This is a genomic window from Cupriavidus sp. SIMBA_020 (assembly GCF_046535395.1).
Classification (GTDB): domain Bacteria; phylum Pseudomonadota; class Gammaproteobacteria; order Burkholderiales; family Burkholderiaceae; genus Cupriavidus; species Cupriavidus campinensis.
Genome location: NZ_JAWRWU010000004.1, coordinates 417271 through 440856 on the forward strand (window position 1 = coordinate 417271; position 23586 = coordinate 440856).

Consider the following 23586-nt stretch of genomic DNA (forward strand, 5'->3'; position numbering starts at 1 on the left):
GAGACGATCATGGCGACCGAACTGCCCGCCGCCGACATCCAGGCCGCGCTCCAGCATGCCGCCGCCGACCTGGGCCGCGCCTTCGACCATTTCACGCCGGTGGCGATGCGTGGCCGCGTCAGCAAGGCCGTGGGCATGCTGATCCACGCCACCGGCATCCAGGCGCATGTCGGCGAGATCTGCCACCTGGTCACGCCCGGCGAGGCGCCCTTGCTGGCGGAGGTGGTCGGCTTCATGCAGCAGACGGCGGTGCTGACGCCGCTGGGGCGCACCACCGGCATTTCCGCGCTGACCGAGGTAGTGCCGGCGATGCACGGGCCGCAATGCCCGGCCGGCGCCGCGCTGCTTGGCCGCGTGCTGGATGCGCTGGGCGAGCCGATCGACGCCCGCGGCCCGCTGGTCGGCGTGACGCGCGTGCCCATCGACAACGAGCCGCCCGATCCGCTCACGCGGCGCCTGATCCGCGAGCCGCTGGCCACCGGTGTGCGCGCCATCGACGGCCTGCTGACGCTGGGTGAAGGCCAGCGCGTGGGCATCTTCGCGCCGCCGGGCGTGGGCAAGAGCACGCTGCTCGGCATGCTGGCGCGGGGTTCGGCGGCCGAGGTGAATGTGGTGGCGCTGGTGGGCGAGCGGGGCCGGGAGGTGCGCGAGTTCATCGAGTACAGCCTGGGGCCGGAGGGCATGGCGCGCACGGTGCTGGTGGTGTCCACGTCGGACCGTTCGCCGATGGAGCGCGTGCGCTGCGCCTACACCGCCACCGCCATTGCCGAGCACTTCCGCGACCAGGGCAAGCGCGTGCTGCTGCTGGTGGACTCCCTGACGCGGCTGGCCCGCGCGCAGCGCGAGATCGGGCTGGCCGGCGGCGAACCGCCCACGCGGCGCAGCTATCCGCCTTCGGTGTTCTCGATGCTGCCGCAACTGCTGGAGCGTGCCGGCACCGGCGTGCAGGGGTCGATTACCGCGGCGTATACGGTGCTGACCGAAGGCGAGGACGACAGCGACCCGATTGCGGAGGAGGTCCGCTCGATCCTCGACGGCCATATCGTGCTGTCGCGCAAGCTCGCCAGCGCGGGCCAGTATCCGCCCATCGACATCCTGCAGTCGGTCAGCCGCGTGATGCCGCAGGTGGCGGCCGGCCCGCATCAGCAGGACGCGCTGCGCCTGCGCCAGCTGCTGGCCAAGTTCCAGGACATGGAGCTGCTGCTGCAAATCGGCGAATACCGGCCCGGCGCCGATGCCGTGGCCGACGTGGCGGTGGGCGCCATCGGCGCGATCCGCGCCTACCTGACCCAGCCGGCGATCCGGCTCGACACCTTTGCCGGCGCGCTCGCCAAGTTGGCGCAGGCCATCCGGCAGGAAGCGAAACCATGAGCCATGATCCGCGACTCGCCCAGCTGGAATCGGTGCGCCAGCGTCGCCACGAGGACGCCACGCGCGTGATGCAGCAGCACCGTGCCTGGGTAATGGAAGGACTGCGCGATGCCGAAACCGCCCAGCAGGCCGTCAATGGCGCGCTGACCGAGCGCGCCGCGTTCATCGCGCGCCTGCGCGATGGCGCTACGCAGGGCGGGGTGTCGGTGTCCGGGCTGCTCGACGCGCAGGGCTGGCAGGCCGCCTTCGACGCCCGCATCGCGCGCGCCAACACGCGGCTGGCAGAGGCGCTGGACGAGGTGCAACGGCGCCGCACCGTATTCGAGGAAAGCCGCCAGGCGCTGCTGCGCGCCCATGGGCGGCTGGTGGGCGCGCGCGAACTGGTGGCACGGGCCCGCGCCGACGCCCGCGCGGGGCTGGAGCGCCGCGACGACGAGGCGGTGGATGAGGCCGCTGTGCGAGGCTGGCATCGCGCCGATCACGCGGGTCATGCGGACGGGGCGGCGTAGCGCATGCAGGGCTCGACGATCGATCCGACATGGCTGTTTCATTGGGGGCGCGAGGTGGTCATGCCCATCGTGCTGGTCATGCCGCGCCTGCTCACGGCGTTCACCGTGCTGCCGTTCCTGTCGCACCAGGCCGTGCCCGGCGTGGCGCGCAACGGCATCGTGCTGGCCATCGCGCTGTTCGTCTCGCCCGGCGCGCGGGTGGACCTGGACCATATCGCCAACGGCCTGTGGCTGCTGCTGATCTTCAAGGAGGCGTTCATCGGCCTGCTGCTGGGCATGGCCTTCGGCCTGTTCTTCGTGGCGCTGCAGATGGTGGGCGAGCTGATCGACTTCCAGACCGGCTCCGGCAACGCCACCTTCTTCGACCCAGTGACCCAGCAGGAAGACGGGCCGATGGAGAACCTGCTATCCCACCTCGGCATCGCGCTGTTTGCCTCGTTCGGCGGCTTTTTCGCCATGACGGGGGTGATCATCGAATCGTTCGCGTTCTGGCCGGTGATGTCGTTCGGGCCTGAGCTGTCGCTGTCGTCGATCGGCTTTGCCGGCGCGTACGCGGGCACGCTGTTCTCGTGGGTGGTGAAGCTGGCCGCGCCGATCCTGCTGCTGCTCGTGATCGTGGAGCTGGGCTTCGCGCTGATCGCGCGCTTCGTGCCGCAGTTCGACGTATTCCAGTTCGCCCAGCCGGTGAAGATTACCGTGGCGTTCCTGATGCTGGTGCTGATGCTGGCGGTGATGGTGGACACGCTGCAGGGCTTCCTGCGGCCCGACAATACCCTGATCGACCTGCTGCGCAAGGGCATGGGCGCAGTGGGAGGCGCAGGAGGCGCGGCAGGAGGAGGCGGCCCATGAGCCAGGACGGCGAGAAGAACCTCGAGGCCACACGCCGCAAGCTGGACGAGGCGCGCAAGCGCGGCGAGGTGCCGCGCAGCACGGACGTGACGTCCTCGGTGGTGTTCCTCGGCGTGCTGGCCGTGCTGTGGGTGCTGGGCCGCTACTTCATACGGCTGTTTCAGGCGCTCTGGCATAGCGCGATGGGCGCCGTGCCGCAGCATCTGCAGGATCAGCAGATGCTGGTGCTTGGCGAGGCCAGCGCACGTTTCCTGCTGATGGGCGTGCTGCCGGTGGCGGCCGTGGCGCTGGTGTGCGGCATCCTCGGCGCCTTCGTGCAGGTGGGGCCCCTGGTGGCATTCGAGCAGATCAAGCCGAACATGGCGCGGCTGAATCCCGCCGAAGGTTTGAAACGGATGTTCGCCGTGAAGAACCTGGTCAACCTCGCCAAGATCGTGCTCAAGATCGCCTTGCTGGGCGGGCTGGTCTATATCCTCGCGCTCGGCGCCATCGAGGACGGCGTGCGCTCGGGCCACGCCCGGCCGGCTGAAATCCTGGTACTGGTGGCCTACATCCTGCTGCGCATGTGCTGCTGGGCCGCGCTGATCTACCTGATCATGGCCGTGGTGGACTACGTGCACGAGCGCTACCAGTTCATGAAGCAGCAGCGCATGAGCGTGGAGGAGTACCGGCGCGAGCACAAGGACACGCAGGGCGACCCGATCATGGCCGGGCGGCGCCGCGCGGCCTTCTTCGAGGCGGCGTTCTTCGGGGTGGGCGAGCGCGTGCGCGTCTCTACGGCGGTGGTGTACTCCACGCAATACGCGGTGGCGCTGCGCTACGACGGCCCGGGCACGCTGCCGCGCGTGCTGGCCAAGGGCGGCGGCCACGTGGCCGCGCGCATCCGGCAGGCGGCGGCCGATTACCTGATTCCCTCGGCGTTCGATTCCGACCTCGCGCAGCGGCTCTATATGAGCGTGCCGCTGGACCGTCCGATCGATCGCGCGCTTTATACGCGCGTGGCAGACCTCATGCGCTGGGCCACGGGCGAGGAGTAGGGGGGCTCGGGAGGCGCAGGTCCCGGGCGCCCTCAGCCCGCCAGCGCGGCGGCGCGATGATCGGTGATGATGGCCGGCGCGGCGTCACCAGTGGCCGGATGCCCCGGCAACGGCGCGGCGGGGCGCAGCAGCGTGGCGGCGGCCGCGAGCTGCACGCGGTTGCGCACGCCGAAGTGGCTGCGCAGGCGGCGCATGTGGTAATCCACGTTGAAGATCGACATATCCATGCGGCGCGCGATCTCCTTGTCGGAGAGGCCCTGCGCCAGGCAGGCGAGGATGTCGCGCTGCACGTCCGACAAGCCCTCCTTGGGCCGGCCCGCCGTGGGGATCTCGGCATGGCAGGTCAGGAACTCATGCAGGCCCAGGCCCACGGTCAGCGCCTGCCCCAGCACCGTGTCGCCAATCCAGCGGCGGCTCTCGATGCCCGACATGAAGCTGATGATGACGATGTCGCTGGTGCCCGGCATCGGCAGGTTCAGGAAGACCCCGCTGCGGATGCCGGCATCGCGCAGGTCGTCCAGGAAACGGCGCAGGCGTAGCGGCGGAATGCCGCCGGGCGGGGTGTGTTCGAGGTCGTCGGCGTCCCACACCATCGGCAGGCCAAACATGCCGGGCTGCGGATTGCGCGGGTCGATCTCGAAATAGCGCTCGCGGAAATAGCGGTCGCGCCAGCCGGGGGCCGTATAGGTGTCGAAGAACGTGCGCGGCTGGATGTGCCCGCCCACGTTGGCGGCGGTGCCGTAGCCGAGGTAGTCGAAGCCGATCGCGTGGATCGCGGCCTGCATGACCGTGCTGCGGCCCTCGTACGTGCCTTCGCCGGCCAGCGCCGAGACCAGCCCCGGCGAGCCGCCCTGGCGGGGCCGCGCGCGTACCGGCACGATCTGGCGTTCGCCATAGAAGCGGATGCCGTGGTGCGCCATGGCCGGGCTGGTGGGGCTTGCCATGGCGGGCGCCGCGCGGCGCGCGCGCAGCGTGCTTGCGGTATCCAGTGCGGACGCCCCCGCGTCCATGCCGGATACAACTTCTACTGCTCTGGTCATAAGGCCTCCGTGCGTATGCCTGCCTGCCGAGCCGTCTGGCTCCAACATGCTGCTGACCCGGATCCCGTCGGAAACCGTTGCTGCACCTTGCTGCGCGGGCTCATGGGCCCGCGCTGTCGATGTTTTGGTGTTCTGGTGTTCTAGTGTGGTGCTGGCTGGGTGCGGGCCATGAAGGCGCGGCCCGTATGGAGCCCGTTTGGACCTGATGGTGAACGCTGCGCGGCCGTTCGATCTTATGATTCTGGGCGGCGGGCGTGGCGTGGGTGCAAGCGTACGCCAGACGGCACCGATGCCGCAAGCGCCGTGGTGTCATCGCCACTTTCCCTGTCCGGGCCATGGTTTTGTGCGCCGCGTCTTGCATCTCAGGCCTCCAGCTGCTTGCCGCGCGTCTCGGGCAGCGTCAGCGCCGCCAGGATCAGCACGCCGTAGGCCGCCGCGGCAAAGATGCCGATGGCGTGGCCCAGCGTCATCTGCTGGCTCACCTGCCCGATCAGGAACGGGAAGAACGCGCCGATGGCCCGGCCCACGTTGTAGCAGAAGCCCTGGCCGGAGCCGCGCACCCGCGTGGGGAACAGCTCGGTCAGGAACGCCCCCATGCCGGCGAAGATGCCCGAGGCGAAGAAGCCGAGCGGGAAGCCCAGCAGCAGCATCACCGTGTCGTTGACCGGGATGTGCGTGTAGGCCAGCGCGATGGCCATCGAACCGATGGCGAACAGGATGAAGTTGCGCTTGCGGCCGATGCGGTCGGTCAGGTAGGCACTGGTCACGTAGCCGATATAGGAGCCGACGATCACCATCGCCAGGTAGCCGCCCGTGCCGAGCACGGTCAGGCCGCGCTCGGTCTTCAGGAAGGTGGGCAGCCAGGTGGTGATGGCGTAGTAGCCGCCCTGGGCGCCGGTGGTCAGCAGCGCGGCGCGCAGCGTGACGGACAGCAGCTTCGGGGAAAAAATCTCGGCGAAGGAGGCGCGCTCCTGGTCCTGCCGGGCCTCCCGGGCCTTGTGCTCGGTGTAGACCTCGGGCTCCTTGACCATGCGGCGCAGCACAATCACGAACACGGCCGGCAGCAGGCCGATCAGGAACAGCGCGCGCCATGCGGTTTCGGCCGGCAGCAGCGAGAACACCAGCGCGTAGAGCAGGGCGGAGAGCCCCCAGCCGATGGCCCAGCCCGCCTGCACCATGCCCACGGCCTTGCCGCGGTCCCGCGCGCGGATCGCCTCGCCAATCAGCACGGCGCCGGCCGTCCATTCGCCGCCGAAGCCGAAGCCCATCAGCGCGCGGGCAATCAGCAGTTGCTCATAGTTCTGCGCCAGTCCGCACAGGAAGGTGAAGAAGGCGAACCAGAGGATGGTCAGCTGCAGCGTGCGCACGCGCCCGATGCGGTCCGACAGGATGCCGGCCACCCAGCCGCCGGCGGCGGAGGTCAGCAGCGTGGCGGTGCCGATGAAGCCGGCGTCCGCGCGGGAGATGCCCCAGGTAGCGATCAGCGTGGGGATCACGAAGCTCAGGAACTGCGTGTCCATGGCGTCCAGCGCGTAGCCCACCTTGCAGCTCCAGAAGGTGCGGCGCTCGTTGGGGGTAATGTCGCGATACCAGGAAAAGAAGCCGCGCGATGGCTCGGCGTGCGGGGTGGTGTCAGCTTGCGTGGGGGTGTCGATACGGCCGATCTGCGATTCCATGCCTTTCCTCTTCGTGGTCTTGTCGTGGTCTCTTGCCTGGGCTTTGCCGATGGGTTCTTCTTGTTCTTGTCATGCATTCTTGAAACCGCGCCTCCCTCGCGTCCAACTAGTTTTTCGGGCGAGGGCCGATAAGAAAAATTGAAGCCTGTGCTGAAAGGCAGCTAACTCGGGGGATTGCGGCGGAGCGCCCGCGCTGCGGTTCGGGGTTTTCCCTGATCGTGCCGATGCCCCACTTTCGCGGGGGAAGGCGTAAGCATACGGCGCGCCAGCCGCGTCACTTCCTACGGAGATCCGTAGGCGAGGGTTTCCTACGAGTGCTCGGTAGTGGTCGCGCGCGCACGTCGCCGGTAGGCTTGCGGCAATCTCATTGCACGCCCAATCCGAATCTTCCATGCTCCCCAACCATTCGCTTCGATCCCTGCTCGTGGTCCTGCTGCTTGGCGCTGCCGGTGCCGCGCACGCCCAACTGGTGCCCGTGGAGCGCTCGGTGGCGATCAACGCCGACGCCGACCTGGTGTGGCAGCAGGCCGGCGGCTACTGCGCACTGGCGAAATGGGACGGCGAATTCAAACGTTGCGACGTAGTGCTCGGCAGTGGCGCGCCCGGCACGGTCCGGCGCATGGTCTACAAGGCGGGCGGGCTGCCGGCCGTGGACATCCTGACCGACAAGGGGCCCTACGCCTACAGCTACCGCAAGCTCTCCGGCCATACGCGCGGGCGCCTGCAGGCCAAGCCGGGGCTCGATGCCGGCACCACGATCCTGACGTGGCAGGTGTGGCTGGACCCCTTCGCGCTGCCCGATGGCGCGGGGTCGGAGTATCCGCAGGCGCTTGGCGATTCGATGCAGGCTGCGCTGGGAAACCTGAAGGCGCGTGCGGAGGAGGTGGCGCTGGAAGCGGCGAAGGATGCAGCAAGCGAGGCGGCGAGAGCAGAGGCAGCCCCTGTGGCAGTCTCCCCGGCGGCAGAGCGTTTGGGGGGCGATTGATGGCGCCCGGCCTCCATCGCGCGCACGAATCCTGCTTGCCCCACGCGCCATGAACCTGCGTTTCCTCGAAACCTTCGTCTGGGTCGCGCGTCTGCGCAGCTTCCGGCTGACCGCCGAAAAGCTGTTCAGCACGCAGGCGTCCATTTCCAGCCGCATTGCCGTGCTGGAGGAAGACCTCGGCGTGAAGCTGTTCCTGCGCGATTCGCGCGGCGTGACGCTGACGCCCGAGGGCCAGCGCGTGCTGGAGTACGCCGAGAAGATGGTGAACACGATGCACCATCTGCGCCAATCGCTGGACCGCTCGCGCACCATCGCGGGGCGGGTGCGCATCGGCGCGATGGACTCGGTCATCCATACCTGGCTCTCCACCGTAGTCAAGCGCGCCATGCAGGCCTATCCGCAGCTTGAGATCGAGCTGACTGCCGATGCCGCGCTCAACCTCTGTGACCAACTGCAGAAGGGCTACCTCGACGTGATCTTCCAGACCGACCTGCTGCGGCTGGAGACCGTCCGCAACATCGAGCTGGCGCGCTACCCCATCCGCTGGATCGTGGCGAAGGGCAGCGCCTATGACCGCCCGTACCCCTCGCTGGAGGCGCTGGGCGCCGAGCGCGTGATTACCTTCGTCAAGAATTCCCGGCCGCACCAGGACATCCTGAGCCTGTTCCACCTGAACGGCGTGACCTCGCCGCGCATCAACTGCGTCAACTCGGTGGCGGCCATGACGCGGCTGATTGGCGATGGCTTCGGCATTGGCGCGGTGCCACCGGCGCTAGTGCGGCAGGCGCTGGCCGACGGCACGCTGGCCGTGGTGCAGGTGGACAACCACCCGCCGGCGCTGGACATCGTGGCCTCGTGGCGCATCGGCGCCGGGCTGGAAGTCAACGAGTCGATCGTTGAGATTGCCACGCAGGTGGTGGCCGATTTCTGCCTCGAAGTGGGCGACGACATGGCCATGGCGGTCTCGCCGGTGCTGGCCGCCAGCCTGCCCGAAACCTCCCACGCAGGCTCGTAGTCATCGGATTTCTTTATCGCGCGCCACCCGAAAGATTTGTTGGACGCGATGCGGCACCGGCCACCAGAATCGGTTTCGACTTCACCCGATTCCCACGCCGCAGCCATGAACCAGCCTCTCCAGCACGCCGCCTCGATCCTGCCCGACGACCCCGCCGCATTGCGCCGCATCATTCGCGAGGGCCGCTACCGTGGCCACACCAGCGGCCTGGCGCGGGGCTACGTGCAGGCCAATATCGTGATCCTGACGCGCGACTGGGCCTATGACTTCCTCCAGTTCTGCGCGCTGAACCGCAAGTCCTGCCCGGTGATCGACGTGACCGATCCGGGCGACCCGGTCTTCCGGAACCTGGGCGTGGATGTCGATATCCGCACCGATGTGCCGATGTACCGCGTCTATCGCCACGGCACCGAGTACCACGAGACCGCCAGCATCGCCGAGTTGTGGCGTGACGACTTCGTGGCCTTCGCCATCGGTTGCTCGTTCTCGTTCGAGCATGCGCTGCTGGCCGCCAACGTGCCGCTCAAGCACATCAACCTGGGCCGCAACGTGGCGATGTTCCGCACCGATATCGAGACCCGGCCGGCCGGGCGGCTCTCCGGCAAGCTGGTGGTGTCCATGCGCCCGTTGTCTGCCGCCGACGCGATTCTGGCCACCGAGATCACCGCGCGCTACCCGGACGTGCACGGGGCGCCGGTGCATATCGGCGACCCGTCGCTGATCGGCATCGAGGACATCGAATCCCCCGACTATGGCGATGCCGTGCCGCTGGACGCCCACGAGATCCCGGTGTTCTGGGCCTGCGGCGTCACCCCGCAGGCCGTGATCCGCGAGGCGCGCCCGGAAATCTGCATCACGCACGCGCCGGGCTGCATGCTGGTGACCGATCTCGACAACAACCGGCTGTAGCGCCCAGGGCTGCTCCAGTCAGCCCTACGAGTTCTCATAGTGTCGCGCGCGTGCCTGCGCGCGCAAAATCTGCGGCACCGTCTGACCTGCCGGCCGCCGCGCCCCGCGTGGCTTGCCGGCATCCACGTGGAGACAAGCGACATGCTGGATTTCATGGATGCGATCCGGGCCGCAGCAGCGGCCGCCGCCCGTGCCGCCGCCGAGGCCGCCGAGCGCGCCCGCGAAGCTGCGGAGCGCGCCGCGCGCGAGGCCCAGGAGCAGGCCCAGCGCCGCGCCCAGCAGGAAGCCACCGCCCGCGCCCAGCAGCCGCAGCAGCCCGAGACGCCCAAGCAGCCGGCCAAGACCGAGCAGACCGAGAAGCCCCAGCAGACCCCGCAGGTGACCAACGCGGTCTACACCGGCAACGAGCCGCTCACGTTGACGCTGGCCAGTGCCCCGAAGACGGATAAGCCCGCCGCGCCGTCGCCCGACCCGGCCGAAACCAAGCGCAAGCAGGAAGAGGACGATGCCAAGGCGCACACCGACCGCTGGCAGAAGGACGCCAAGGGCGCTTACGACGATACCGTCGACAAGCTGAACGGCGGCCCGATGACCGACGCCAGGTGGAAGCCGCTGGGCGAGAAGTACGGCACCGTGCTGGGCGGCGTGCAGAACGAGCTGCGCGTGGCGGCCAATCATGCGGCCCAGACCGGGCGGGACGAGACGGCCGCCGTCGACGCCAAGCTCAAGGAAATCACCAAGCGCTATGACGACCCGGCGCTCAAGGCCAACCTTGAGGACGCCAGGAAGGATTACCTGAAGACCGAGCCCAACCAGGCCGCGCGCGACACCGGCGCGGCCCGCTTCAAGCTGGTGCTGGCGCAGGACAAGGCCGAAGCCACCGGCAAGACCCTCCAGCAGGAGACCGCCGCCTACAACAAGATCCCCGGCGGTATCCGCCGGGCCGAGGCGAGCCTCGACGACGACCTGCAAACCGCCCGCGCCAACGACACCGCGGCGCAGCAGGAACTCCAAAAGGCCAGCGATGACTTCACCGCCGCCCTGCAGAAGGAAATCGACACCTCGGCGGTCAATCGCTACCAGCATGATTCGGATGAGGGCCTGAAGACGGTCCAGAACGACAAGACGCCGAACCGCTACGAGCGGCAGGAAGGCATGTCGATCTATACGACCGCCGTCAACGACGCGAAGGCGCAGCGCGCGGCGCTGGACAAGGGGCAGGGCGTCAAGGTGCCCGAGCGCTTCCGCGAGCAGGCCGTGGCCGATGTCAAGCAGCGCTACGGCGCCAGCCCGGACCTCGGCAAGGTCATCGACCTCGCCAATGCCAAGGGGCAGCTCAAGGGCGAGATGGCCAACCTCGTGCCGACCAACGACTTCGAGCGCGGGCTGGCCAAGACCGACCCGACCACGCTGGCGCTGGCCCGCATGGAGGGCCTGACGCTCGATCCCTATTCGAAGACCGACCCCAACTCGGTCCTCACGCGCGACCTGCCCGCCGACGAGCGGGCGATGATGAAGGACAACCCGGCCGGCTACGTCCTCTACAAGTCGCTCGATGCGGACAGCCTTCGCCCCGACCCCAACGCCCCGGCCGGCGACCCGGCCACCCAGAAGTACAACCAGGGCGTGCAGCAATACGGCGGCCAGTTGTTGTTCTACACGGCGCAGCAGCTGACCGACGCGGCCAAGGCCAAGGCAAAAACGCCGGAAGCGAAGGCCACCGCCACCACCCCGGCGCTGGACCATATGCGCGTGCTGCTCCAGGCCTCGACCGAGCAGCGCGTGGAAACCATGACCACCAGCATCGCCAGGCAGCTGGATGCCGGCGACGTCAAGGGCGCGCTGGCCACCCGCAAGGCTGGCGTGGACGCCGCGCAGTCACCCGACGAGCGCGCGCAGTACGTGGCCGTGCACAACAACCGCTTCGACAGCGACCTGTTCAAGTCGCAGATCAACGCGGCGATGGACAAGAACCTCAAGAACAAGACCCACGACGACGAGGGCCGCCCGATCCAGGGCCAGCAGGAGATGTACGCCGACAAGGTGGGCCAGTACCTGCAGGAGACCGCGCCGAGCCTGATTCCCGAGGACGCGGACACGCTGCTGGAGACCGTCCGCGCCGAGTACAAGAACGACTGGACCGCGCGCAACGACAGCACCGGCGCCGGCTACAACGACTGGGACGACTTCTACCACGGGCTGGCCGCCGTGGTGGACAAGGCCGATGCCAACTACTACGCCACCACCGAAGGCGCCAAGCCGGGCTCCGGCCCCGCCGCCCAGCGCACCGCCACGTGGCTGACCGACCGCGACAATGACGTCAGCCTGCTGATGATGAGCAATCAGGCTGGAGGCTCCCGCCAGGGCCGCATCTACGGTGGCGCCGAGGATGCCGCCGCGCAGGGCTACACCGGGCTCTCCCTGGCCTTCGAGCAGGCGCTGAAGTCCAGCAAGGACGCGCCGCCGATGTCGGACTACTACGTCCAGAAGGCCACGGCACGCGGCAACGAGAAGTACGGCGAGAGCGCCGAGGCCAAAGAGCAGAACAAGATGTTCGATCTCGACAAGGACGAGATCCTGCGCCAGTCGTTCGACGACATGGCCCTGCAGAAACAGGACCTGAAGGCCAAGGTCGGTGACGACGCCGCGCTCGACAAGGCCATCCAGCTGGCCATGCCCAACGCGACGCCCCAGACCATCAAGGACGTCAAGGCGGAGATCCGCGCCAACGCCGGCAATGACGCGACGGCCTCCGCCATCCCGATCTTCGTGACGCAGCCGGGCAGCGCGGCGTACCAGAGCGCGGTGTTCGAGTTCAAGGGCCGCGAGGGCAACACCCTGTGGGTGGATGACAGCGGTTCCGTCTACGGCAAGGACGGCGCCGACCCGAAGCGCGATTTCCAGGAGAACAACCTCCTGGCCGACAAGGGCACCGTCTACATCGCCGACCGCAACCTCGATCTCGGCCGCGATGGCCACGTCAGCTACGAGGCGATGGACGCCCATATCGTGACCGGCACGGAGAAGGTCATGGGCTGGGTCAACCTCGGCGTGGCGGCGGTCGGCGCCGTGGCGGGCGGGGTGGTCATGGTGGCGTCGGGCGGCACGCTGACGCCGCTGGTGGCGGTGGCCTGGGGCGGCATGATCGGCAGCATGGGCTATGGCATCGGCACCTCGTGGCACGAGCTGGACAACATCGCCGATCATGGCCGCTCGATCAACCCGTTCAAGAGCCAGGAGGCAATGTCCCAGTGGCTGAACGTGGGCGGCTCGGTGGCCGGCATCGGCGGCATGGGCTTTGCCAAGTTCGGCTCGCTGGCGGCCAATGCCGGCATGCGCGTGGCGGCGGGCGGCGGCACGGTGCGGGAGATGGCCGGCCAAACGCTGATGCAATCGGCGTCGCGCTTCGGCACCACCAGCCGCGTGCTCAACGGCACCGCGTTCGGCATCGGCGGCGTGCAGACGGCACAGCAGGCCATGGCATTCGCCCAGCACGGCAAGGACATGAGCGTCAGCGAGGTGGTGCAGAACAGCGCCATGCTGCTGATGGGCGCCACGCAGATGATGCCGGCGGCGATCCAGAAGCGCGTGGGCGAGTCCGTGCGCGATACCTACCAGCGCACGCGCGCCCGCACGCCGCTGGACGACGCCGCCAACAGCCCAGCCAACCGCGCCGCGAACGGCGAGGCCGCCGGCGTGCTGCGGGACGGCGACACGGACGGTGCCACCGCGCCGCGCACCTCGCGTGATGCGGCCAACCCGGGCGGCGGGCGCCCACGCCTGCACGACGATGTGCCGCAGCCGGGCCAGCGCACCGGCGGGCGCGATGGCGAGGCCGGACGGCCCTCGACGTCGAACCGCGCGCGTGCGCCGGGAGAGCCGACCGCGCCGGCCGCCGGGCGATCGACCAGCACCCCTGACGGCGCCACCACGCGCGCGCCGGCCACGTCGCCGGACGCCCAGCAGGTGGCCTCGCGCTGGCAGGCTTTCCGCGCGCGCGGCACGCTGGTGCAGGACCGCGTGATCACCAATATGATGGACCGCGCGCTGGCGCGGGCCCAGGAGCGCTATCTGTCCGAGGCGAGCAGCCGGCGGCGCGAGAGCGCCGATGCCGCCGAGCGGCGATCCGAGAGCGCCGCGTCCGAGCGCCGGCGCATCTTCCATGGCCCGGCCCTGCGGCGGGGCCGGGGCGATGCGGAAGGCGCCGCGCCCGCCCAGCGGCGCACCATCCGCCATGGCCCGCCCGAGGCGGCGGCGGCGCGTACTGCGGACGAGGCCGATGCCCCGGCGCACGCGCTGCGCCAGAACGCGATCTCCCTGCTCGACAACGTGCTCTGGATCGACGGCCGCATGGAGCAGATCGGCGTGCCGTACGGCGCCGAGCTGGCCGCCCGCGCGCTGGCGGACCTCGACCGCGTGATGATCGTCACCGCTCCGCTGACCGCGCACGGCCATGCCGAAACCAACGGCGTGATCGGCGCGGCCTCGCTCGGGGCGTATCTGACCTCGCTCGGCAAGGAAGTCGTTTATGTGGCGGATCGAGCGCATAGCCGCGCGCTGCGGAAGATGCTGCGCAATGACCTCGACCAGCCCAACGCGCGCGTGGAAACCTTCCGCGCCAAGGACCATCTGGCTGCCACGCTGCAATCCAAGGCGCTGCTGGCGATGCACCGGCCAGAGGCCGTCATCGCCGTGGAAGTGGCTGGCCGCAACCTGAACAACGAGTACCGCCTCCAGACCGGGGAGGCCGTGGCCGGCGGGCCCCGTGTGGACCAGCTGCTGGTGGATGCCCGGGACATGAAGGGCGTGCTCACGGTGGCCGTGGGCGACCACGGCAACGAGGCCGGCATGCGCCCGCTGCGCGAGCGCATCACGCGGGCGATGCCGCCCGAGGACGTCCACGCCGAACTCTGGTCCGACGTGAGCGCGGATTACGTGGTCACCGGCATGAACTCGAACCTGGCCGCGCAGGCCATCGGTTTCGCGCTCCAGCGCTACCACGGCGAAGGCAAGATGCCGGACATCCAGCAGATTGGCGACATGCTGGAGACCATGGCCAGCTTCAGCGCGCGTGACGGCGTGACCCACGAGGTGGGCGCCACCAGCGTGCGCGGCATGGACAAGTCGGTGCAGCTGGGCGTCTACGAGCTGCTCGGCAAGGCGGCGGAGAGCCTGCCGGAGGGGCTCGACTTCGTGAAGCTGTTCGACGGCATCCAGCGCCGCTTCCTGCCGAAGGATGTCGATGCGGAGGCCGCCGGCATCCGCGTGGAGGACGATGTCATCGTCGTCACCGCGTTCGATTCGAGCAACGGCGGCCTGCTGGCCGCCCAGAACCTCGCCCGGCACATCTACGCGCTGACCGGCAAGGCGGTGCAGGTGGAGGCGGTGACCGACCACGCGGCGGGTACCTACGGCGGCCGCACGCCCGAAGACCTGGCCGAGAAGGTCCACGCCGGCCTGCAGGCCGTGCAGAAGCTGATGGGCGACGTCAACCTGGCCGCCTGCAACACCGCCTGCCTGGCGCTGGCCACGGTGCTGGCGCGCATGCACGGCTTCGAGATGGTGAACCTGATCCAGCAGACCGTGCCGCAGATCGTGGAGATGGGCGGCGCGCGGCCCGTGGTGGTGGCCACGCCCGGCACGGTGGGCGGTCACGCCTACCTGAACGGCGTGCGCGAGGCCAGCGGCGGCCGGCGCACCGTGGAGGAAATCCCCGCCACGGAGTGGGCCGGCGCGGTCAACAACCTGATGCACCTGGACGATGGCGCGCAGCTGGCCCAGCTCAAGCAGTGGATTGCCGACTACATCAACCTGGACCGCATTCCGGCCGATACCACCTCGGTCTGGTTCTGCTGCACGCACTATCCGGCGCTGGAGCCGCTGGTGCGCCAGCAACTGGACGCTATCGGCATGCCTCACGTGAAGCTGATCGACCCGATGCAGTTCCAGGCGCGCAAGGCCGTGGACGTGCTGATCGACAAGGGCCTGCTGCACGCCACGGACCTGCTCGACACCCCGCTGGACCCGATGCAGGTGCCCGACAGCAAGACGCTGCCGACCATGGTGGTCACCTCCGGGCAGCCCTCGGCGGTGTCCCGGCTGGCGCACGCGATGGGCGGCCGCAACGACATCCGCGTGTTCAAGTCGCCGTTCGGGGAGGCTGCCGATGTGTCCGGGGTGCGCGCGCTGGTGGACGCCGGCCGCCACCTGGCCCCGGTGGACCGGGTCAGCTTCAGCTATATCGGGCGGGGTCTGCGCGAGTTCTATATGCCGGACGGCGCCCAGCGCGCGGCTGCCGCGCTGGAAAGTGGCGAGAACATCATGCTGCTGACCGGCTTCTCGGTCGCCAAGGGCATGCCCGAGACCGATGGGCCGCCGGGCACGGCCGAACTGGGCCGGGCGCTGCGCCTGCGCGGCAAGCAGGTGACGTACGTGGTGGATTCGGCCAACAAGCCGATCCTCGAAGCCATCCTGCGCGAGATGGGCGAGCCGACCGACAACATCAAGGTCTTCGACGTGCCCGTGGGCGAGGCCAAGGCGCCGGCCCGGGCGCTGCTGGAAGCCGTGGGGCCGGACCGCGTGATGGCGATCGAACTGCCGTCACGCAGCGCGGATGGCACCAAGAACAACATGCGCGGGCTCGAAATCGACGATTTCAACCCGGCCATCGACGAGATCCTGATCCAGGCCAACGCGCGCGAGGGCGTGGAGACGCTGGGCATTGGCGATGGCGGCAACGAGGTGGGCATGGGCGGGCTCAAGGGCCTGATCCCGAAGGGCTGGAACGGCAAGCAGATCGCGGCCGAGATCACGGCGGACCATGTGGTGACGGCCAGCGTGTCCAACTGGGGCGCGTATGCGCTGTCGGCGTTGCTGCTCAAGCGCGGCAACATGATCGAGCGGTTCCAGACGCCGGATGAACTGCGGCGCGTGCTGCAGGCGGCCGCGGATGCCGGCGCCGTGGATGGCGTCTCGCGCGAGCGCGTGCCGACGGTGGACGGCTTCTCGACCGACGTGCATGCCGCCATCGTCCAGCTCTACCGCCACGCGGCCACGGGCGAACTGCCTGCCGGCCCCGGCGCGGCGCCGTTTTCCTGGTTCGGCGGCCCGGGCGCGGTGCGCAGGCCGGTGGCGGAGGCGGCCAATGCGGTGATCCACCATGGCGGGCGTATGCCGGCCGGGGGGCATCCTCAAGGACAAGGCGGACAAGGCTGGCAAGCCGGGCAAGGCGGCCCGCGGCCGCGCGCCGTGGCCACGCGCCGTACGGACGCCGCGCCGGTGCGCGACGGCAGCTGGTCCTTGCGCGACGAGACTGTCGACGCAGGCGCCATGGCGGCGACGATCGACGGCGTGCACGCCTCGGGCGGGCGGCTGGCCGGGGTGCACTACGTGGTGCTGCCGGCGGCTGGCGGCGACGTGACCGTGCGCAGCGGCCTGCCGGAGTCCTCGCATGATTCGCTCCAGCAGGCGCTGGCCAGCGCCGACGAGGCCGTGCAGGCTGGCCAGCCGGTGCAGGTGGCCGTGGTGTCGCAACGCGGCTTCCAGGGCCGGATCGACGACGGCAACCTGATCGGCACGATTCCGGTGATGCTGAGCGGTCGTACCACGCGCGCCGGCAACCTGGCGCTGAACCAGCGTTACGGGGGCGAGATCCGCATCGCCTTGCCCGAGGACTTCCGCGCCGGCGCGCCGCTGGTGCGCCGCGAGGGCGGGCGGCGCGTGGACCATCTGGGCCAGCTGGCACAGTTCCCGCGCGGGCCGGCCCATCTGGATCTGGCGCAGGAGGCGGGGCAGGTCACCTTCGATGGCGCGGCGGTGGGCATTTCCGTGCCGCGCGTGCCGGGCTACTTTACGGTGCGGGCCGAAGGCGTGTTCGGCGGCGTGGAGATGAACGCGAGCGGCTCGGGGCCGTCGCGGGTGGCGGATGCCGCCACCCTCATCGACCGCATCCGCGCGCATCCCGACTACCAGGAAGGCATGCCCGTGCTGCTCTACGACTGCTACGGGCAGGACGGCGTGGTCTCGCTGGCGCAGGAGGTGGCCAATGGGCTGGGTGCCAACGTCTATGGCCCGGATGGCGCGCTCAATATCGATGCGTTCTTCGCGCCGGGCAGCGACCTTGCGCACGGCGCCCGGCTGGGCGTGGCGGCGGACCGGACCACGATGGCGCAGTCCGGCGCGGACCTCCACGTAGTGAACGGCGGCCGCTTCTTCGGCGCCCGGCCGGGGCTGCCCATCGTGGGGGTCACCCACGGCGGGAAGACGGCGGCGGCTGCTGCGGCGGCGCCGGTGCCCGACGCGGCCACGCCGGCAGGCTGGCGGCAGACGCCGGCACGCTGGAGCGAGGTGGCGGTTGGCGACAAGCCGCACCGCGTGAACGCACCCGGCGACCATACCGTGGTGGTCGGAGCGATCCATCCCCAGGGCGGCCTGCGTGGCGAGGACGGCCAGCCCATCGGCGCGCACGAATTCGCGCTCCGCATGGCCGACGAGTGGCAGTCCGGGCAGCCGATCGTGCTCGCGCTCGACGGCGCCCACCTGCCGCAGGGCCGCGTCTTCACGGAGCAGGTGGCGAACGTGATGCAGGCGGAGGTGCTGGCGCCCGAGTTCGCGCTGCAACGCGGCGCGGATGCCAACGGCAAGCCTGCCATCGACCTGGCGCAGCCCGGCGGCAACTGGCGGCGCGTGCAGCCCCAGCCGGACCCGTACGCGAACCATCGTTTCGATGTGAATGCGCGCGGGGTGGTTTACCTGCGCCATCCGGGCGGCGGGCGGGAGCGCGTGGACCTGGCCACCTATCTGGGGCCGCGGCTCGGGGGTGGCGGCGCCAAGACCGTGTTCGCGCTGGGCCGCGACAAGGCCGTGGGTATCGCCAATGACGAGATGACCGGCTTCATGGTGCAGGGCGAGCGCGAGGCGCTGCGCACGGCCGCCGGGCTTGGCTTCAACACGCTGAAGACCTTCGGCCCCGACGAGATGACGGTCTCCGGCCGGCCCGCCGTGGTCTACGAGCGCTACGCGGCCAGCTCCCGCGACCTGTTTGGCGACAAGGCCATGCACGGGGTGCCCGATCCGCGCACCGGGCTGCTCAACGGCAAGTCCCTGCGCGACCTCGACCATATCCTGGACACCATGGCGGACCGCCATGTCTACCTCGGCGACGTCGAGTTCAGCATCCACACGGACGGCACCGTCAAGGTCGCTGACCTCACGAACGTGGAGCTGAAGGTCGACGCCACGCAGGGCAGCGCCCATGCCGACATCGTCGCCCGCATGCGTGACGTGGCGCGTGCCAACGAGGCCGCCGGGCAGGGCGGTGCGGCCCAGCGGCGCACCATCAGCCATGATGGCGCCCCGAAGGCCGGCGAGAATGGCCCGCGCCCATGGAAGATGGCCAAGACGATGACGGTGTCCACGGTGGGCACCTTCGCGCTCGGCACGCTGGCTGGCGTGGCGACGTCCGCGGCGCACGTGAACCCGGTGCTCAGCAGCGCGACCTGCTTTATCTACCGGGGCAGCGTGGCAGCGGGCCGGACCCTGCACACCCTGCGGATCAACGCGCGGGCGGCGGACCCCACGCCGGCCAATATCACCTATCTGCGCAGCCGGCTGCACGGCCGTTCCGCCGATGCGTGGGGCATCCACGCCAAGGACCAGGACACGTTCAAGACCGCCGTGGACACTCTGGAGGCCCACACCCACGGGGCGAAGAAAGACGCTCCGGACCGCGCCACGCAGATCCAGGACGCGCAGGCGACCATCAAGACCGTCGGCACCAAGCTGCTGAACCCCGATACCGTGCCGGGCCGGCTCAACGACACGGCGCAGATCGGCACGCTGGCGGTCAACAACAGCAACACGGCGATCTGGTTCATGCAGCACCATCTGCCGGCCGACAACCCGCTGACCTACAGTAACGCGGCGTTCCTGGCATCGAACACGGTGCTGAGCACGCTGAACATCGGCACGCGGCTGGGGCATCACCTCGGCGGCAAACCCACGGTGCTGCTGTCTGCCCAGATGCGCAAGTTCGTGATGAACGGGTACGCGCTCGGCACGATTCCGCTGGCCGTGGCCGATGCCATGAACACGCCGGGCGTGGTGGGCATGATCGAGGCGGCCGGCATTACCGTGTTCGGCGTGGGCGCGCACCTGCAGTCGCGCGTGGACCGGAACGCGGTGGTGGGCGAGAAGAACCGGCTGGCGCTGGCGCAGGACCCCAAGACCGGGCTGCTGCCGGCCCAGGGCTGGGCGGAGGGGAAGTGGAATGTCTTCGGCCGGGCCATGCCGCGCGGGCTGGTGCTGCTGGGGGCGGGCGTCATCGTCAACTTCGTCGCCAAGATTGCCGTGGAGCTGAGCAAGGATGACGACAAGGACCGGACGCTGGCGCCGGGTGGGACGCCGACCGTGACGCCGACCGTGACGCCTGGCTCCACCCCGGACGCCTCGCCGTCGCCGTCGCCCTCGGGCACGCAGCCACCCGTCGAGACGCCGCCGGGCAAGACCCAGCCGGAGATGCCGCCGAGGACCCGGCCCACGGCGCCGGAGACCGTGCGCGTGCAGCCGTACCGGCGCGGCAACGAGGCCGTCTCGACGCTCTGGGGCATCTCCCGCGCGCACCTGGACACGCTGCTCTCCGACGAACAGAAGGCCGAGGCGCGCGAGCAGGCCCTGCCGCCGGACACCCAGGTGGCCGACTTCGCGCTCCGCGAATTGATCAATCTCAATCCGAAGTACAAGCTGGCGGAGAACCCCGGGCATATCGAGCCGGGCTGGGAGTTCGACGTGACCCGTTAGGGTGAGGAGGAGGCGAGGGATGTGGCGGGTGGCGACGACGTTACAATGCCGCTTCCCTTCGCCCCTTTACGCCCCCTCCGCCCCCTCATGTCCGTCGATCCGGTCGTCATCCTCATTGCCCTCGGCGCCGCCGTTGCCGGTTTCGTCCAGGGCCTGTCCGGGTTCGCGTTCGGCATGGTCGCCATGTCGTTCTGGGCGTGGGGCGTGGATCCGCGCATGGCGTCGGCCATGTCGGTGTTCGGCGCGCTCACCGGGCAGCTGCTGGCCGCGTTCACGGTGCGCCGCAAGTTCCATCTGGCGACCGTGCTGCCGTTCCTGATCGGCGGGGCCGTCGGCATCCCGATCGGGGTGTCGATCCTGCCCAAGCTCGACATCCATCTGTTCAAGCTCTGCCTTGGCATCATCCTGGTGATCTGGTGCCCGATCATGCTGTTTTCGTCCAGGCTGCCGCCCATCCGCCACGGCGGACGGCTGGCTGACGCGGTGGTCGGCGGGATCGGCGGCATTCTGGGTGGTATCGGCGGGTTCACGGGCATCGCGCCCACGCTCTGGTGCACGCTGCGCGGCTTCGACAAGGACACCCAGCGCGTGGTGATCCAGAACTTCAACCTCGGCGCCTTGATGGTGACGATGGCCGTCTACATCGGTACCGGCATCGTCACCCGGGACATGCTGCCGATGTTCGCCATCGTCGCGCCCGCCATGCTGATTCCCACGCTGCTCGGTACGCGGGTCTATGTGGGGATCAGCGACATCATGTTCCGCCGCATCGTGCTGACGCTTCTCACGGGCTCGGGCGTGGCCATGCTGGCGTCGTCGGTGCCCCACCTCCTCACCCGCTGACTGGCCGGCGCTGGCGCGCCGCAGCATTTCCGCGCGGCCCCGGCGGCGGGGTGGCAGTTGCTACACGCATGCGCCGTTTTTACCGGTTGCCCTGCGGAAAATGCATCTCCCCGGGCGTGTCTCCTTCATTTGGCAAGCCATTGAAATCATTGGGGAAAATCGGCAGACTCCGGCGGCCGGCCGGGTATTTGACGATGCGGGCCCCGCAATTGCTACTAAGCTGGTCTGGGGGCTGCCCGCGCCCGGGCGGCCTGACGTTCCATCTGTGAGGAGATCACGATGAAAACGAAGTTGTTAATACCCTCCCTGGTGGCGGCAGGCATGCTGGCCGCACCATTCGCGATGGCGCAGCAGGGCCAGGGCCAGATGCCCGGCCAGACCCAGCCATCCGGCCCGACGCCCATGCCCGCACCGGGCCAGGCCGGTGCGATGCCACCTTCAGCCACGCCGATGCCACCTGCCCAGCAGGGCAAGCAGCCACGCGGCACCGCGCCGGCATCGAAGAGCCAGGGCATGTCCTCGGATTCGATGAGCAGCAGCCCCGGCCGTACCGGCTCGCAGCCGATGGGCGCGCAGTCGCCCTACGCGCCGCAGAAGTGGAACAAGGGTGACCGGCTGCCGACGGAATTCCGAGACCGCCAGTACGTGATCGACAAGTACAAGGACTACAACCTGCCCGCACCGCGCAAGGGCCATCACTGGGTCGGCGTGGGTGCCGATTACTACCAGGTGTCGTCCAACGGGACGATCTACTCGGTGGGGCCGGGAGGCTGAGTGGCCTGCTAACTAATAAACAGCTAATTAGTAAACAGCAGGGCAACGGGCACGTCGGCGTGCCCGTTTTTTATGGCGCGACAGGATCGGACTCGTCCGAAAAGAACACGTCCTTGACGGCGGCCTCGATGGCGTCGAACGCGGCCGGCTGCACGCGCAGGGCCAGTTGCTTGCGCCAGCGGTTGGACACGCGCCCCTTCTCGCGGAAGCAGCTCGAAACCAGCGTGGCGAGGTCCGCATTGCGGATGTCGAACTGCGCATCCACGCGCCTGGCCACTTCGTCGTAGCCGATCAGGAAGCGCGTTTCGGCCTCCAGGTCGTGCTCCAGGGCTTCCCGGACCATGCGCACGCCGAATTCCACGCACGCCGTGGCATCCCAGTAGCGATAGGGCGTGGCCCCGGCGCTGGTCTCGCAATCGAACTGTTGATCGCCCAGCACCCGCACCCGCCAGAGCGCGCGCACCGGCTTGGAGAAGCTCTCCAGCGCGGCGAGGTAGTCGGCCTCATGCCGCTTGATGGCCACCGAGACCGGCAGCAGGAAGCCCTTGGCCATCTTGCCCGAGCGGCACAGCGCGTGGTGGATCAGGAAGCGCGATAGCCGTCCGTTGCCGTCCATGAACGGGTGGATGAAGACGAACCAGAACGACACCACGCTCGCCACGATCAGCGGGTCCACGTTGGCCGGCGGCTGGTTGGCGAAGTCTTCCAGGGCGTGCATCAGGCCGGGCACGTCGTCCGGCACCGGCGGCACGTAGGTGACGGACGCCGGCCCGTTGCCGCCCCGGCGCAGCCAGTTCTGTTCGGTGCGGTACTGCATCGCCTGGTCGAACGGGTTGGAGATGACGTCGTTCTGGAGCTCGGTCAGGTATTCCTCGCTCAACGGGCGCCTTTCATGCGCGTGGCGCAGCAGCTGGACGAAGCGTTCGGACTTGTCCTGCGTGGCGCTCTCCCGCTCGATTTCGAACGAACTGTCGGTCTCGCTCAGGTAGGCCCAGTGCAGCGCGCGGTCCAGGATGTCCGGGCCGACCGAGGCGATAAAGGCGTCCATGCGCGCGAAGACGTCCATGTCAAGGATCGACTGGATCGTCTCGGTGCGGCGCACGGTGACGCAGTAGTCCAGCTCGCCCAGCCCGTTGAAGCGCACACGCCAGCGCGGATGGAGCTTGCCCGGCGCGGCGGTGTAGTAGCGCGCCGGGTCGAACAGATTGACGTAGGGCACCTTGTCGGAGAGGGTGGGCGTGAGCGTGTTGCCGGTGAAGTGCTCCCACAGCATGGCCGCGATGCGCGCGAAGCGGCTGGTGGGGTGCAGGTCCAGCTCGGCCTGCATTTCCGCCTGCGGCACCTGGGGCAGCGCCTGGGACAGGATGGCGAGGTCCACGCCCTCGTGCTTGATGGCGAACAGCGTATGGGCCAGGAGCGGAGCGTCGTCGGGCGGCGCCACCTTGCGCGGGAACAGGATGGCATCCGGCATTTCGAGGATGCGCGTCGTGGCGCCCGAGCGTGCCTCCCGGATGACGGGCACCGAGGGCGCTTTGAGCTGATTCCGGACCCACGCATAGCCAACCTGCCGCATATGATGCACGCCATCCCCTCAAATGTGATCGATGAGACCCAACAAAATTCGCGCTAAACGCACAAATTTTATATTTGGAGGTCAGGTTGTCTACTTTTTTTTAGGGAGGGCGCGAAAAACGTAGATAAGCGGTCGTTTCGCGGCCCGGCCGCCCACCAAATTCGCGCTGAACGAACCGAATTTATATTTCGGCCGCATTTTCCACACA

Annotated in this window: 13 protein-coding genes; 10 read left to right on the forward strand and 3 right to left on the reverse strand. The window is 69.0% G+C overall.

Annotated elements, in window-relative coordinates; genetic code table 11:
• Positions 1-9 precede the first annotated feature (9 nt).
• The 4 genes from SB751_RS11085 to SB751_RS11100 are packed head-to-tail and all read left to right on the forward strand — an operon-like array spanning position 10 to position 3766.
• A complete protein-coding gene (locus SB751_RS11085; RefSeq protein WP_144195012.1) occupies positions 10-1371 on the forward strand; it encodes a FliI/YscN family ATPase in 1362 nt (453 codons plus the stop codon).
• Complete coding sequence (locus SB751_RS11090; RefSeq protein WP_211944234.1) at positions 1368-1880, forward strand: flagellar FliJ family protein; 513 nt, start codon at positions 1368-1370, stop codon at positions 1878-1880. Before SB751_RS11085 ends, SB751_RS11090 begins: the two co-directional genes overlap by 4 nt.
• Before the next feature lie 3 nt (positions 1881-1883).
• On the forward strand, positions 1884-2729 hold the full coding sequence (sctT, locus tag SB751_RS11095; protein WP_144195016.1) for a type III secretion system export apparatus subunit SctT: 846 nt from the start codon (positions 1884-1886) through the stop codon (positions 2727-2729).
• Positions 2726-3766 (forward strand): EscU/YscU/HrcU family type III secretion system export apparatus switch protein, encoded by a 1041-nt coding sequence (locus SB751_RS11100; RefSeq protein WP_144195018.1) that lies wholly within the window; start codon positions 2726-2728, stop codon positions 3764-3766. The genes sctT and SB751_RS11100 overlap by 4 nt, the downstream gene beginning before the upstream one ends.
• A gap of 32 nt (positions 3767-3798) precedes the next feature.
• On the opposite strand, the gene SB751_RS11105 is transcribed toward SB751_RS11100, so the two are convergent.
• Positions 3799-4806, reverse strand: a complete 1008-nt coding sequence (locus SB751_RS11105) for a helix-turn-helix transcriptional regulator (RefSeq protein WP_144195020.1) — start codon at positions 4804-4806, stop codon at positions 3799-3801.
• Between the two features lie 362 nt (positions 4807-5168).
• Entirely contained in the window at positions 5169-6482 is a 1314-nt protein-coding gene (locus tag SB751_RS11110) for an MFS transporter (RefSeq protein WP_186296726.1), read from the reverse strand.
• A 391-nt stretch (positions 6483-6873) separates the two neighbouring features.
• Here SB751_RS11110 and SB751_RS11115 point away from each other — a divergent pair, with 391 nt between their 5' ends.
• The 6 genes from SB751_RS11115 to SB751_RS11140 all read left to right on the forward strand — a co-directional run bounded on the left by SB751_RS11115 (position 6874) and on the right by SB751_RS11140 (position 21805).
• Positions 6874-7467, forward strand: coding sequence for an SRPBCC family protein (locus SB751_RS11115; RefSeq protein ID WP_144195022.1), 594 nt, complete (start codon positions 6874-6876; stop codon positions 7465-7467).
• Between the two features lie 49 nt (positions 7468-7516).
• Positions 7517-8482: a LysR family transcriptional regulator gene (locus SB751_RS11120; RefSeq protein WP_144195024.1), complete on the forward strand. Its 966-nt coding sequence runs from the start codon at positions 7517-7519 to the stop codon at positions 8480-8482.
• A gap of 105 nt (positions 8483-8587) precedes the next feature.
• Positions 8588-9391, forward strand: coding sequence for a putative hydro-lyase (locus SB751_RS11125; protein WP_144195026.1), 804 nt, complete (start codon positions 8588-8590; stop codon positions 9389-9391).
• 141 nt (positions 9392-9532) lie between these two features.
• Positions 9533-20188 carry an LWXIA domain-containing protein gene (locus tag SB751_RS11130; protein WP_410748047.1) on the forward strand — a complete coding sequence of 3552 codons (10656 nt, stop codon included), beginning with the start codon at positions 9533-9535 and terminating at the stop codon, positions 20186-20188.
• Between the two features lie 87 nt (positions 20189-20275).
• Positions 20276-21031 (forward strand): sulfite exporter TauE/SafE family protein, encoded by a 756-nt coding sequence (locus SB751_RS11135; RefSeq protein WP_144195030.1) that lies wholly within the window; start codon positions 20276-20278, stop codon positions 21029-21031.
• 279 nt (positions 21032-21310) lie between these two features.
• Entirely contained in the window at positions 21311-21805 is a 495-nt protein-coding gene (locus SB751_RS11140) for an RcnB family protein (RefSeq protein WP_244844659.1), read from the forward strand.
• A 70-nt stretch (positions 21806-21875) separates the two neighbouring features.
• Here the strand turns inward: SB751_RS11140 and SB751_RS11145 are convergent, their stop codons facing one another.
• Positions 21876-23327: a Fic family protein gene (locus tag SB751_RS11145; RefSeq protein ID WP_244844658.1), complete on the reverse strand. Its 1452-nt coding sequence runs from the start codon at positions 23325-23327 to the stop codon at positions 21876-21878.
• Positions 23328-23586 lie beyond the last annotated feature (259 nt).

Bases quoted from the DNA above. Each gene is read 5' to 3' on its own strand.
- SB751_RS11135 (WP_144195030.1), top strand. From the start codon at position 20,276: ATGTCCGTCGATCCGGTCGTCATCCTCATTGCCCTCGGCGCCGCCGTT.
- SB751_RS11105 (WP_144195020.1), bottom strand. From the start codon at position 4,806: ATGACCAGAGCAGTAGAAGTTGTATCCGGCATGGACGCGGGGGCGTCC.
- SB751_RS11110 (WP_186296726.1), bottom strand. From the start codon at position 6,482: ATGGAATCGCAGATCGGCCGTATCGACACCCCCACGCAAGCTGACACC.
- sctT (WP_144195016.1), top strand. From the start codon at position 1,884: ATGCAGGGCTCGACGATCGATCCGACATGGCTGTTTCATTGGGGGCGC.
- SB751_RS11115 (WP_144195022.1), top strand. From the start codon at position 6,874: ATGCTCCCCAACCATTCGCTTCGATCCCTGCTCGTGGTCCTGCTGCTT.
- SB751_RS11100 (WP_144195018.1), top strand. From the start codon at position 2,726: ATGAGCCAGGACGGCGAGAAGAACCTCGAGGCCACACGCCGCAAGCTG.
- SB751_RS11090 (WP_211944234.1), top strand. From the start codon at position 1,368: ATGAGCCATGATCCGCGACTCGCCCAGCTGGAATCGGTGCGCCAGCGT.
- SB751_RS11130 (WP_410748047.1), top strand. From the start codon at position 9,533: ATGCTGGATTTCATGGATGCGATCCGGGCCGCAGCAGCGGCCGCCGCC.
- SB751_RS11140 (WP_244844659.1), top strand. From the start codon at position 21,311: ATGAAAACGAAGTTGTTAATACCCTCCCTGGTGGCGGCAGGCATGCTG.
- SB751_RS11125 (WP_144195026.1), top strand. From the start codon at position 8,588: ATGAACCAGCCTCTCCAGCACGCCGCCTCGATCCTGCCCGACGACCCC.
- SB751_RS11085 (WP_144195012.1), top strand. From the start codon at position 10: ATGGCGACCGAACTGCCCGCCGCCGACATCCAGGCCGCGCTCCAGCAT.
- SB751_RS11120 (WP_144195024.1), top strand. From the start codon at position 7,517: ATGAACCTGCGTTTCCTCGAAACCTTCGTCTGGGTCGCGCGTCTGCGC.